Annotated in this window: 12 protein-coding genes and 1 pseudogene; 6 read left to right on the top strand and 7 right to left on the bottom strand. The window is 59.1% G+C overall.

The window, feature by feature from the left end; translation table 11 throughout:
• The first annotated feature begins 66 nt into the window (after positions 1-66).
• Together xthA and ACYZTX_RS20645 are read left to right on the top strand one after the other, a co-directional pair.
• A complete protein-coding gene (gene xthA / locus ACYZTX_RS20640) occupies positions 67-879 on the top strand; it encodes an exodeoxyribonuclease III (protein WP_461970093.1) in 813 nt (270 codons plus the stop codon).
• Positions 880-1,070: 191 nt separating this feature from the next.
• Positions 1,071-2,411 carry a substrate-binding domain-containing protein gene (locus tag ACYZTX_RS20645; protein WP_462035633.1) on the top strand — a complete coding sequence of 447 codons (1,341 nt, stop codon included), beginning with the start codon at positions 1,071-1,073 and terminating at the stop codon, positions 2,409-2,411.
• Positions 2,412-2,576: 165 nt separating this feature from the next.
• Here ACYZTX_RS20645 and ACYZTX_RS20650 read toward each other — a convergent pair whose 3' ends face one another.
• Together ACYZTX_RS20650 and ACYZTX_RS20655 are read right to left on the bottom strand one after the other, a co-directional pair.
• The gene (locus tag ACYZTX_RS20650; protein WP_007944465.1) at positions 2,577-3,095 is read right to left on the bottom strand and encodes an ankyrin repeat domain-containing protein; all 519 of its coding nucleotides are present in this window, start codon (positions 3,093-3,095) and stop codon (positions 2,577-2,579) included.
• Between the two features lie 111 nt (positions 3,096-3,206).
• Positions 3,207-5,045: a long-chain-acyl-CoA synthetase gene (locus tag ACYZTX_RS20655; protein ID WP_462035634.1), complete on the bottom strand. Its 1,839-nt coding sequence runs from the start codon at positions 5,043-5,045 to the stop codon at positions 3,207-3,209.
• A 343-nt stretch (positions 5,046-5,388) separates the two neighbouring features.
• Between ACYZTX_RS20655 and ACYZTX_RS20660 the strand changes: the two genes are divergently transcribed.
• On the top strand, positions 5,389-5,667 hold the full coding sequence (locus ACYZTX_RS20660; RefSeq protein ID WP_008146103.1) for a DUF3509 domain-containing protein: 279 nt from the start codon (positions 5,389-5,391) through the stop codon (positions 5,665-5,667).
• Between the two features lie 87 nt (positions 5,668-5,754).
• Here the strand turns inward: ACYZTX_RS20660 and ACYZTX_RS20665 are convergent, their stop codons facing one another.
• From ACYZTX_RS20665 to aroC, 4 genes and pseudogenes are all read right to left on the bottom strand, one after another.
• The gene (locus ACYZTX_RS20665; RefSeq protein WP_462035635.1) at positions 5,755-6,300 is read right to left on the bottom strand and encodes a 1,2-dihydroxy-3-keto-5-methylthiopentene dioxygenase; all 546 of its coding nucleotides are present in this window, start codon (positions 6,298-6,300) and stop codon (positions 5,755-5,757) included.
• A 34-nt stretch (positions 6,301-6,334) separates the two neighbouring features.
• Positions 6,335-6,427, bottom strand: a pseudogene (locus ACYZTX_RS20670) (hypothetical protein); the annotation flags it as partial.
• Between the two features lie 20 nt (positions 6,428-6,447).
• Positions 6,448-7,599, bottom strand: a complete 1,152-nt coding sequence (locus tag ACYZTX_RS20675) for an MFS transporter (protein WP_462035636.1) — start codon at positions 7,597-7,599, stop codon at positions 6,448-6,450.
• A 28-nt stretch (positions 7,600-7,627) separates the two neighbouring features.
• The gene (aroC, locus tag ACYZTX_RS20680) at positions 7,628-8,719 is read right to left on the bottom strand and encodes a chorismate synthase (RefSeq protein ID WP_462035637.1); all 1,092 of its coding nucleotides are present in this window, start codon (positions 8,717-8,719) and stop codon (positions 7,628-7,630) included.
• An 83-nt stretch (positions 8,720-8,802) separates the two neighbouring features.
• Between aroC and ACYZTX_RS20685 the strand changes: the two genes are divergently transcribed.
• Complete coding sequence (locus ACYZTX_RS20685; protein ID WP_462035638.1) at positions 8,803-9,801, top strand: alpha/beta hydrolase; 999 nt, start codon at positions 8,803-8,805, stop codon at positions 9,799-9,801.
• Between the two features lie 99 nt (positions 9,802-9,900).
• Positions 9,901-10,692 carry a hypothetical protein gene (locus tag ACYZTX_RS20690; RefSeq protein WP_462035639.1) on the top strand — a complete coding sequence of 264 codons (792 nt, stop codon included), beginning with the start codon at positions 9,901-9,903 and terminating at the stop codon, positions 10,690-10,692.
• A 105-nt stretch (positions 10,693-10,797) separates the two neighbouring features.
• On the opposite strand, the gene prmB is transcribed toward ACYZTX_RS20690, so the two are convergent.
• Positions 10,798-11,706, bottom strand: a complete 909-nt coding sequence (gene prmB, locus ACYZTX_RS20695) for a 50S ribosomal protein L3 N(5)-glutamine methyltransferase (protein ID WP_461978652.1) — start codon at positions 11,704-11,706, stop codon at positions 10,798-10,800.
• 239 nt (positions 11,707-11,945) lie between these two features.
• Between prmB and ACYZTX_RS20700 the strand changes: the two genes are divergently transcribed.
• Positions 11,946-12,536: a cysteine hydrolase family protein gene (locus ACYZTX_RS20700; RefSeq protein ID WP_462035640.1), complete on the top strand. Its 591-nt coding sequence runs from the start codon at positions 11,946-11,948 to the stop codon at positions 12,534-12,536.
• Positions 12,537-12,539: the final 3 nt, after the last annotated feature.

The following is a 12,539-nucleotide window of genomic DNA, read 5'->3' on the forward strand; positions in this document are numbered from 1 at the left end:
CATCGACTGGACTGGCCCCCTTCCGACATGTCAGCTAGCATCGCCCTTTTGCCAGGACTGCCGACCATGAAGATCGTCTCCTTCAACATCAACGGGCTGCGCGCTCGCCCCCATCAGCTGGCGGCGCTGATCGAAAAACATCAGCCTGACGTTATCGGCTTGCAGGAAACCAAGGTCCACGACGACCAATTCCCGCTGGCCGAGGTTCAGGCGCTGGGTTATCACGTGTATTTCCACGGGCAAAAGGGTCACTACGGCGTCGCCCTGCTCTCGCGTCAGGAACCGATTGCCTTGCACAAAGGTTTCGCCACCGATGAAGAAGACGCGCAGCGCCGCTTTATCTGGGGCACTTTCGCCGACGCCAATGGCGTGCCGGTGACCATCATGAACGGCTATTTCCCACAGGGCGAAAGCCGCGATCACCCCACCAAATTCCCGGCCAAGGAACGTTTTTACAGCGATCTGCAGCAACTGCTGGAAAGCCAGTTCAGCAACGATCAGCCGGTGGTGGTGATGGGCGACGTGAACATTTCCCCGCAAGACTGCGACATCGGTATCGGCCCGGACAACATGAAGCGCTGGCTGAAAACCGGCAAGTGCAGCTTCCTGCCAGAAGAACGCGAATGGATGGCCCGCTTGAAGAACTGGGGCCTGGTGGACAGCTTCCGTCACTTGAACCCGCAGGTGACCGACCGCTTCAGCTGGTTCGACTACCGTAGCCGCGGTTTTGAGGATGAGCCCAAGCGCGGGCTGCGGATTGACTTGATCATGGCGTCCCACGGGTTGTTGCCACGTGTGAAGGATGCCGGTGTGGATTACGACCTGCGCGGGATGGAAAAACCATCGGATCACGCGCCGATCTGGCTTGAATTGAGCTGATCCTCCAAGACCTTCATAGATCAAATGTGGGAGCGGGCTTGCTCGCGAATGTGGTGTGCCAGTCGACATCAATGTTGAATGACAATCCTCCTTCGCGAGCAAGCCCGCTCCCACATTTAAAGACTGTCATCTTTCAGAAATCGTACTGACTTATTCTCCCGGCACTCCCTTTGGCTTTATAAGGTGCCGGCATGACGCTGCGCGTGTTGTTCCTGTTGATGCTGTGCGCCTGGCTGCCGCTGACGGCTTCGGCTGGCGATTTGCCGACGCCCGGGCCTGGCCCGCTGCTGCGCATCCAGGGCTCCAATACCATCGGCGCGGCATTGGGTCCGGCGCTGGTTGAGGGATTGATGCGCGAACAGGGTCTGCTCAAGGTTCACCGCGAGGCCCCGGATAAAGCCAACGAACTGCGCGTCGTCGGCGAAACCGTTCAGGGCCGCCGGGTCGTGGTGGACGTCGCGGCCCACGGCTCCAGCACCGGTTTCACCGCCCTGAAAACCGCCACTGCCGATCTTGCCGCCTCCTCGCGCCCGATCAAGGACAGCGAACGGATGGACCTCAAACCCTTGGGCGACTTTAAAAGCCCCGGCGCCGAGCAGGTCATCGCCATCGATGGCCTGGCGATCATCCTTCATCCGCACAATCCGTTGAGTGAACTGAACACCGAACAACTGGCGCGAATCTTCAGCGGCGAGGCAAAAACCTGGGAAGAACTCGGCGGCAACGGTGGGACGATTCATCTCTATGCGCGCGATGACCAATCGGGCACCTACGACACGTTCAAGGAATTGGTCCTCAGCCGTCGTGGGAAAACGCTGAGTAGCGCTGCGAAGCGTTTCGAATCCAGCGAGCAATTGTCCGACGCGGTCAGCCTCGACCCACAAGGCATTGGCTTCATCGGCCTGCCTTATGTGCGTCAAGCCAAAGCCGTGGCGATTGCCGATGGCCAATCCCAAGCCATGTTGCCGCTCAACAGCCTGATTGCCACGGAAGATTATCCGTTGTCCCGCCGGCTGTTCTTTTACCTGCCGCCCAATGGGAAGAATCCCTGGGCCGACGCATTGGTGGCGTTCGCCCAAAGCAGCAAGGGTCAGGCGATTGTCGCGGCCAATGGTTTTATCGCCCAGACCGTCCAGGCCATGACTGTCACGCCGAATGCATTGATGCCGGAGGGTTATCAGGCGCTCAGCCGTCACGCCCAGCGATTGTCAGTGAATTTCCGTTTCGAAGAAGGCAGTGCGACGCTGGACAACAAGGCCCGGCAGGACCTGTCGCGGGTCCTCGACTATATAAAGCAGCGAGAGAAAACCAATCGGCAGGTGACGCTGGTGGGGTTTGGCGACGCCAAGAGTGATCCGGCGCGGGCTGATCTGCTGTCGAAACTGCGCGCCATGGCGGTGCGGCGGGAACTGGTTAAAAGCGGCGTAGTGTTTCGTGAGATTCGTGGTTTTGGCGCCGAGATGCCGGTGGCGGCCAATAGCGCGGACGAGGGGAGAATCAAGAATCGGCGGGTTGAGGTTTGGGTGTATTGACGGCGTGTGTGTAGCAGCTGTCGAGCTTGCGAGGCTGCGTTCGGCTGCGCAGCAGTCGTGAAATCAGGCGATGCGGTGTTTCAGGGAAACCGCACATACAGGTTTTACGACTGCTGCGCAGCCGAACGCAGCCTCGCAAGCTCGACAGCTGCTACAGGGTGCAAATCAGCCAAGCAATTTCTCAAGCTGCGCCGTGGTGTCCACCGCGCCCATCGTTTTAGCGGCATCCAGCGCCGATACGCCATTGGCGTCCTTGGCTTTCGGGTCGGCGCCTTTGCTGATCAGGTAGTCGACGATTTCGACGCGATTGAACATCGCCGCCATCATCAGCGCGGTACGGCCATCGAAGGACGAGCCTTCCACTTGCGCGCCACCATCGACCAGCGCTTTGACCACCGCCAGATCCCCCTTGAACGCCGCTCCGGCAATCGGGCTCTGGCCGTTGTCGTTGCGGATTTCCGGATCAGCCTTGTGTTCGAGCAGGACTTTTACTGTCTCCACATGGCCGTGGTACGCCGCCAGCATCAGCAAGGTGTCGCCCTTGTGGTTGCGCAGGTTCGGCGGCAGGCCCTTGGTCAACAGCGCAGCCATCATGGCCGCATCGCCCTCGCGCGCTTTGTTGAATACCTGTTCGGCAAATTCAGCGGCTTCTTCGGGGGTCATCTGGCGGCTTTGGTCTGACATTGGGGACTCCACTTTCTGTTATTCGCAAAGCCGACAGTTTCCCGAGCAGCCCCGAGGCTGTCACTTCTTTTTTCTCATGGACCGCCATAGCCACATTCAATAGCGCTGCATTCAATAACGAAAAGCGCCGCCGTGAATATCCGCCAGCAACTGCGGAGTGACCTGCACATAAGTCTGGGTCCCCGGTAACCAGGCATAGATCGGATCGTCGCCGGTTTTGCCGGGGTCGAAGGCTTCATCCTTGAGGCGAGTCTTCTGGTATTTGAAGGTCCCGGTGGTCTCCATTTTCACTTTGACTCGCAGGAACAAAGGCACCGCATAAGCGGGCAATTGCTCACGGGCGAAAGCCAGCAACTCACTGAAATCCAGGGTCGCCAGGGACTCGGCTGGCGTAATCGCCGCCATCCCGGCACGCCCGTTGGTGTTCTGGATCTCCACACCGTAGGCCACGGCCTCGGAAATAGTAGGGTGTTGCAGAAGGATGTTCTCGACTTCGGTGGTCGAGACGTTTTCGCCCTTCCAGCGGTAGGTGTCACCCAAACGGTCAACAAACTGAGCGTGGCCAAAACCGATGTTGCGCAGCAGGTCACCGGTATTGAAGTAGCGGTCGCCTTTCTCGAACACGTCGTGGAGCACAACCTTTTCGGTCTTCTGCGGATCGGTGTAACCGTCGAGCGGGGCCTTGTCGTCGATCTTCGCCAGCAACAGCCCTTTCTCGCCTTTGGCGACCTTGCGCATGAAGCCCTTGGCATCCCGAATCGGTGCGCCGCTGTCGTGGTCGTAGGCCGCCAACTCCCATGACATCAGGGAAAAACCGACGGTGTTATCAAAGTTCAGGATGTTGGTGAAGCCGATATTGCCGTCGCTGGCGGCGTACAGCTCACAGATATGGTTCACCCCGAATCGCGTCTTGAACTCGCCCCACGCGCCGGGGCGCAGGCCATTGCCAATCATCTTCGTCACGCTGTGCTTGCTGTCACCGGCACTGGGCGGTTGATCCACGAGGTAGCGGCACAATTCGCCGACGTAACCGAGGGTGGTCGCGCGGTACTTGCGCACATCGTTCCAGAACTGACTGGCGCTGAACTTGCGGCGAATGGCAAAGCCCGAGGCGCCACTGATCGCCGAGCCCCAGCACACGCACAGCCCGGTGGCGTGATAGAGCGGCAAGGTGCAATAGACGACATCCTCCGGGCGCATATCCAATGCGATCAGCCCGAAGCTTGCGCAGCTGCGCATCCAGCGGCCGTGCTTGAACACCCCGGCCTTGGGCAAGCCGGTGGTGCCCGAGGTGTAGATATAGAAACAAGGGTCGTCGAAGAAAATCTGTTGGCTGCTGTCGGGATTGTCGCTGAAAGCGTCGGCACTGGCCGTCATCAGGTTAATGAACCCGTCGGGCGCAATACCCGGTTGGGTGAAGGTGTCTTGATCGGCGACGAACCAGGTGCGCGCCGCCTCGATCGACACCCGTTCGCGCACCGCCAAAAACGCCGGGACCAGCTCTTCTCCGACAATGATTGCCGCGGGCGCTACCAGGTTCAGGCTGTGAGCCAGGGTATCGCGGGTTTGCGAGGTATTGAGCAAGGCACTGATCGCGCCGACCTTGGCCACCGCCAGAATCGTCACCAACAGTTCCGGGCGATTCTCGATAAAGATCGCCACCCCATCGCCCTTGCGGATGCCTTGGGTCATCAGATGATGGGCGATGCGGTTCGCCCACTGGTTGACCTGAACATACGTCAGCGCCCTCTCACTCTGCAGCAATGCCGGGCCATCGGGATTGCGCAACGTCGCTTGCTCGAAGTACCAGCCCAGGCCACACGGTTGGGTCGGGTCCTTGACGTTGGCGACTTTCATGCCCTTCACCACGCGAGGAATGGCTTTGGCAATGGAAGGCAGCTTGCGGAGCATCATGCCCCAGGTAATCGTGTCGTTCGGCGTGCGGCTCATGGTTGCTCCCGGTCGCTCTTTTTATTATCGGGCGGCGTTGATTGAGGCCGAAAATACGTCAGCGGTTCCTGAGCTGTACACGCGGTTTTTGAAATGATTTGTATCCACGGCTGATGAATTCGAAAGGGTGAGTTTGCGCCGGGCAATTCGTTCCATTAAATCTTGGTCAACCACGCAAAATGCAGGATGCACGATGGCCATTCATGCAGATTGCACGAAAGCAAAAAATCAGGTGAAAATTAACTTATTGATTTATAAAGACTTTTAAAAAATCAGGTGCTGGCACAATCACTGCAACTACCTCTGCATGCTTGCCATTCAAGAGCTAACGGAGCTGATAGACATGAACCTGATCCAAGAAAAATTTTCATCCCTGTTCTCCAACTTCGAAGTGACCACCCAGCCACGTCCGGACGGTGGGATTCTGCTGACCTTGAGCAGCACCGACGGCAAAGTCTTCAAACGTTCGATTTCCTACCAGCAATTGCATGCCGGTGATCAGTTGTCCTGGGTGATCAGCGCCATTCGCCGTGACATTGCCGAACAGGCCAGCGAACTGCCGCAGATTTCCATGCTACAAAGCCAGCAGCGGTTTGCCCTGCCGACCTATCACTCGGTGTAAATCGCCCCAGCGCTGTAAACGATCAGGCCGTGAGCGCTTTCGCTTCACGGCCTGTTTTCTTTCTGGAACTGCGCAATCCATGTGGGCTCAGTCCTCAAGACGCGGGAAGCGGCTGGCGATGTCTTCGCCGGTGAAGTTGGCCACCCAGCCTTCGGGGTTGTTGAACAGACGGATCGCGACGAAATGCGGATGCTCGCCCATGTCAAACCAGTGCGGGGTGCCGGCCGGGACCGAGATCAGGTCGTTTTTCTCGCAAAGTACCGCGTAGACGTAATCGTCGATGTGCAGGGTAAACAGCCCACGGCCAGCGACGAAAAATCGTACTTCGTCTTCGCCATGGCAATGTTCGTCGAGAAACTTGGCGCGCAATTCGGCTTTTTGCGGGTGATCGCTGTTCAGGCTGATCACATCGACGGTGATGTAACCACGTTCGGTCATCAACTGGTCGATTTGCTCCTGGTACGCGGCGATCACTTCTTCCTGGCTGGCGCCGGGCTGGATCTTCGCCGTGGCTTGCCAACGGTCGAAACGCACGCCCTGTTCGGCCAGCGTCGAGGCGATGTCTTCGAAATGCGTCAGCACCTTGTTTGGCAACTCAGGGCTTGAGACGTGGTAAACGGACAGGCTGCTCATCAGGGCAACTCCTTAACGGTTCATGCTTTACGGATCATGCTTTATGGTTAAAAACCGAGAGCGTCTTCAACTCGCACGCGAAAAATTCAAAGGCTTCGATCTGCCGCAGCGCATCGCTCATGCGCGCGAGGTGTTCGCGGGTAAGGCTCATGGCCTGTTCTCTTGCATACGTGTGGCAATGATAACGGCTGCCGCGAAGGCTGCGAGGCTGGCAATACTAAAGGTCAATGCAGGGCCAAGGGCATTCCAGCTATAGCCGGAATACAACGCGCCCAGCGCACCGCCGGTACCGGCCAGTGCGGCGTACAACGCCTGGCCCTGCCCTTGTTGGCGCGCGCCAAAGCTACGTTGCACGAATTGGATGGCAGCCGCGTGAAAGCTACCGAACGTCGCCGCGTGCAGCACCTGGGCAAATAACAGCACCCAAAGAAATTCAGCGAACGAACCGAGCAACAACCAACGCAACGCCGCCAGCAGAAAACTCGCCAGCAACACTCGTCGCACGGAGAAACGCGCAAGGATCTTGCTCATGGCCAGAAACATCAAGACTTCGGCGACCACGCCAACCGCCCAGAGCAGGCCGATCAGCCCACGGCTGTAACCGAGTCGCTCCAGGTGCAAGGTCAGAAAGGTGTAATAAGGGCCGTGGCTCACTTGCATCAGCGCCACGCAGCCGTAGAACGCCAATACACCGGGATTGCGCAATTGCCTGAGAAATCCATCTCCGGCAATTCGCTCGCCCTGCACCGGTTGAGCGTTGGGCACCCACAGGCTGCTGACGACAATGCCGGCCATGACCAGCACCAGCGTCACCGGATAGATGTCCAGGCTCAACCCTTCGAACAATCGGCCGAGCGCGACCACGGTGATGATGAAACCGATGGAACCCCACAGGCGGATCTGGCTGTAACGGTGAGTCTGGCCCCGCAAGTGCGCCAACGTGATGACTTCGAACTGCGGCAACACCGCGTGCCAGAAGAACGCGTGCAAGGCCATGACCATCGCCAGCCAGGCGTAGGTCTTGCTGACGAAGATCAGCGAGAACGTCAGCAGCGTACAGACCGCACCGAAACGCACGATCGCCAGGCGTCGGCCGGTGTAATCACCGAGCCAGCCCCAGATGTTCGGCGCCACGCAGCGCATCAGCATCGGGATCGCCACCAGCTCGCCGATGCGCGCACTGGAAAAGCCCAGATGATCGAAGTACAGCGCCAGAAACGGCGCTGTCGAACCGAGCAAGGCGAAATAGAACAGATAGAAACTGGAAAGCCGCCAGTACGGGAGCGCCGCCACCGTCATCAGACCGCAGCGGCGTTGAGGTCAGCCATTAAAGCTGACCCAGCACCGGCGTGTTCACGCGCACGTCGGCGTTCTGCCCGCGATGACGCAACAGGTGATCCATCAGCACGATGGCCATCATCGCTTCGGCGATCGGCGTGGCGCGGATGCCGACGCACGGGTCGTGGCGGCCCTTGGTGACAACTTCCACCGGGTTGCCATGGATATCGATGGAACGGCCCGGCGTGGTGATGCTCGAGGTTGGCTTGAGCGCCAGGTGCGCGACGATTGGCTGACCCGACGAAATGCCACCGAGAATGCCGCCGGCGTTGTTGCTGAGGAAACCTTCCGGCGTCATTTCATCGCGGTGTTCGGTGCCGCGCTGGGCAACGCTGGCGAAACCGGCGCCGATTTCCACGCCTTTGACCGCGTTGATGCTCATCAGCGCATGGGCCAGTTCGGCGTCCAGGCGGTCGAAGATCGGTTCGCCGAGGCCCGGCATCACGCCTTCAGCGACCACGGTGATCTTCGCGCCGACCGAATCCTGGTCGCGGCGCAGCTGGTCCATATAGGCTTCCAGTTCCGGCACTTTGTCTGGATCGGCGCTGAAGAAGGCATTCTCTTCCACCGAATCCCAGGTCTTGAACGGGATTTCGATCGGGCCGAGTTGACTCATGTAGCCACGAATGACGATGCCCTGAGTGGCCAGGTATTTCTTCGCAATCGCACCAGCGGCCACGCGCATGGCCGTTTCACGCGCCGAACTGCGACCGCCGCCGCGGTAATCGCGTTCGCCGTATTTGTGGTGGTAGGTGTAGTCGGCGTGGGCCGGGCGGAACAGATCCTTGATCGCCGAGTAATCCTTGGACTTCTGGTCGGTGTTGCGAATCAGCAGGCCGATGGAGCAACCGGTGGTGCGCCCTTCGAACACGCCGGAGAGGATTTCGACTTCGTCGGCTTCCTGGCGCTGGGTGGTGTGGCGGCTGGTTCCGGGTTTGCGGCGATCCAGGTCACGCTGCAGATCCTCCAGAGAGATCTCCAGGCCCGGCGGGCAGCCGTCGACAATGGCGACCAACGCCGGGCCATGGCTTTCGCCCGCGGTGGTGACAGTGAACAGCTTGCCGTAGGTATTGCCGGACATGCAGGACGCTCCGTGAAATCGAACCAAATACGTAATGCGCGCCAGTATACGCAGGCTACCCAAGTAGTTCATCCTCGAACCTTATGGGTGCCCGCGAGTCCAACCGGCATCTTGTTCATGATGGCGTGATGATGCTGCGAGTTATAGCCTTGAGCCTTACCCTGTTTACCGGCTTTGTACAGGCCACTGTCCTGCAACGCCCAATCACTTTGGACACGGGCAGCGGCGAGCTTTTCGGCTCGTTATTGCTACCCAAGTCCGACACGCCGGTACCGGTTGTCCTGATCATTTCCGGCTCCGGTCCTACGGATCGTGACGGCAATAACCCTGACGGCGGACGCAACGACGGCCTCAAGCGTCTCGCTTGGGTACTGGCCAAACACAACATCGCCAGCGTGCGGTATGACAAACGCGGCGTAGCGGCGAGCCTTGCGGCGACCCCGGACGAACGCAATCTGTCGGTTGAAGCCTACGTGGCCGACGCCGAGGCCTGGGGCCAGAAGCTCAAAGCCGATCCGCGCTTTGGCCAGCTGATCCTGCTGGGCCACAGCGAAGGCGCCTTGATCGCCAGCCTGGCGGCTCCGAGTCTGGATGCCGCCGCCGTCATTTCCATGTCCGGCAGCGCCCGACCGATCGATCAGGTGCTGCGTCAACAATTGAGCAATCGCCTGCCGCCACCGCTGATGCTGCGCAGCAATGAACTGCTCGACAGCCTCAAGGCCGGCCACACCGACGACAACGTGCCACCGCAGTTGCAGGTGATTTTCCGCCCGAGCGTGCAGCCGTATCTGATTTCACTGTTCCGCCAGGACCCGGCAGCGGCGTTCGCCAAGTTGAAGATGCCGGCGCTGATCATCCAGGGCAGCAACGACATCCAGGTCGGCGTCGGTGATGCCAAGATGCTGAAAGCTGCCAAACCGGACGCCGAACTGGCGCTGATCGAAGGCATGAACCACGTGATGCGCATCGTGCCCAACGATGTAAAACGGCAACTGGCCTCTTATAAGGATCCTCAATTGCCACTGGCGGCCGAACTCGGCGCGCGAATCCTCGGGTTTATTGACGGACTTCGCACCAGTTAAAGGCTGTTTGCCCTCCAGTCCTGAAAAAAACGGCCGATAAGCCTTTGTCGCCAGCGCTATGACTGGCGGCAAGCAGCGCTTGGACAGGACCTCGCCGTTATGACTGATACCCAGACTTCGCCCGACACCACCGCTGAAAAAGACACACCACCAGTGGTAGAGCTGCCGTGGGCGGACGTCCACGTCGAGCACCAAAAGATGCTCCGTCTGGCGCCGTTGCAGACCGACCGCAACACCGGTGGCCGGCCGCTGCGTTTTGTTGAGTTTGGTTACGCGGAACGCAATAACAAGGAACTCAGCCTGATGCGCATGAGCATCAAGTTGCCGGGCCAGCGCGTGCGCAAGGAACAGAATCATCTGGACGTGTGGGTCGATCACACCACCAAGCGTGTGCACTTCGGGCCTGACAGCGGCCTGCAAATTGAACCGCTGAACCGTGGCATCGGCCGATTCATGGCCGCCCAGGGCATTACCTGGGCGAAAAAGCGCTGGCCCGGTTACACCGTCGACGGCACCGACCTGAACAACAAGGATGCGCTGAACGAAGACACTCGCCTGCGCCGCGATCACTTTTTGCGGAAGCACGGTTTCGATGTGGTTTATGCCGACCCGCAGCATTTGAAGGGCAGCGTCAAAGAAGTACAGGTCGGCGACCTGCTGGCTGACTGGAACACGGAAAAACTGCAGGTCGTGGAAATTCTTGAGGCGGCGCAGATGCTCCAGCAAGCCGAGCAAAATCTGGCCGAGCAGGAAGTCAAACTCAAGAAGCACGAAGAAAAGGTCAGTAGGTACAAGCGCGAAGACGCCGGGCTGCGCTTTACCATTACCTGCCTGGTGGCGTTTGCGGTGTTTCAGGCGGGATTGTTGATCTGGATTGCTACGCACCGGTAATCAAGTGTCGAACCCAAAAAGATCGCAGCCTGCGGCAGCTCCTACACAGGTGTACACATAACCCTGTAGGAGCTGCCGCAGGCTGCGATCTTTTGCTTGTAAGGGTCAGACGCGGGAAGCGAACAGTGCCTGATGATCGCGGCACTGCTCCGCCGTCAGCATGAACACGCCATGTCCACCGCGCTCGAAATCGAGCCAGGCGAAATCGACTTCCGGGTACAGCGCCTCAACGTGAACCTGGCTGTTGCCTACCTCGACAATCAGCAAGCCCTTCTCGGTCAGGTGATCCGCCGCTTCGGCGAGCATGCGACGCACCAGATTCAAGCCATCATCACCGCAGGCCAGGCCCAGCTCCGGTTCGTGCTGGTATTCGTCCGGCATGTCGGCGAAATCTTCCGCATCAACGTAAGGCGGGTTCGACACGATCAGGTCGAAACGCTGCCCCGGCAAACCATCAAATCCATCGCCCTGCACCGTATACACCCGCTCATCGACGCCATGGCGCTCGATGTTCTGGTTGGCCACTTCCAGCGCTTCGAACGACAGGTCGGCCAGCACCACTTCGGCGTTCTGGAACTCGTAGGCACAGGCGATACCGATGCAGCCGGAACCGGTGCACAGGTCGAGAATCCGCGCAGGTTCGGCGCCCAGCCACGGTTCGAAACGCTTTTCGATCAGTTCGCCAATTGGCGAACGCGGGATCAAGACGCGCTCGTCGACGATAAACGACATGCCGCAGAACCACGCTTCACCCAACAGGTAGGCGGTAGGAATGCGTTCTTCGATACGGCGTTTGAGCAGGCGTTGCAGGTTGACCAGTTCGTCTTCTTCCAGATTGCAGTCGAGGTAGCTGTCAGCGATTTCCCACGGCAAGTGCAAGGCACCCAACACCAGCTGACGAGCTTCGTCCCAGGCGTTGTCGGTCCCATGGCCGAAAAACAGATCCTCCCCATGGAAGCGGCTGACGGCCCAACGGATATGGTCACGCAGGGTACGAAGTCGGGAAGTGATCACGGGGGCAAACTCCAGAAAAAACGACTGGCGATTCTAACAGCCAAAACGCATCACGACGACGCGGGAAAACTACCGGGGCAAATGTAGGACCATTCTATTTTTTCGGCTGGTTATTGAACAAAAGGGGCATATTGACAAGGCTGCGAGCCAGCAAAGACGGCGCCTGCGATGGTAGCGATTCACAGAAGCGCTCAGCCAGAGGACAATGTCGCAAAAGCCCCACTTGAAGGAGCCCCAGAATGTCCGTTCCACAAACGATGTTTCAACTCAGCGGCCGCGGTTATGCAGCAGCCAAACTGAGCCATGCGACCCTTGTCATTATCGATGCCCAGAAAGAATACCTCAGCGGCCCGTTGGCCTTGAGCGGCATGGATGCTGCCGTCGCGAACATCAAGCAACTGGTGGCCGCTTCCCGTGCAGCCGGCCGGCCAATCGTCCATGTCCGCCACCTCGGCACCGTCGGTGGGCTTTTCGATCCACAAGGCGAGCGCGGTGCGTTCATCCCGGGCCTGGAACCACAGGGCGACGAAACCATCATCGGTAAATTGCTGCCGAGTGCGTTCCACGGCACCGAACTGCTGGAACGCCTGCAGAATCTCGGTTCGCTGGACCTGATCGTGTGCGGTTTCATGAGCCACTCCAGCGTCAGCACCACGGTGCGCGCCGCGAAAAACCTGGGCTTTCGTTGCACGCTGGTGGAAGACGCCTGCGCGACTCGAGACCTGCCTTACAAAGGCGGCGTATTGAGCGCGGACCACGTTCAGCAGACCGAAATGGCGATCATGGCGGACAACTTCGCCACCCTCGCCCTGACTCAAGATCTGATCTGATTG

The organism is Pseudomonas sp. MDT1-17, from assembly GCF_054898105.1.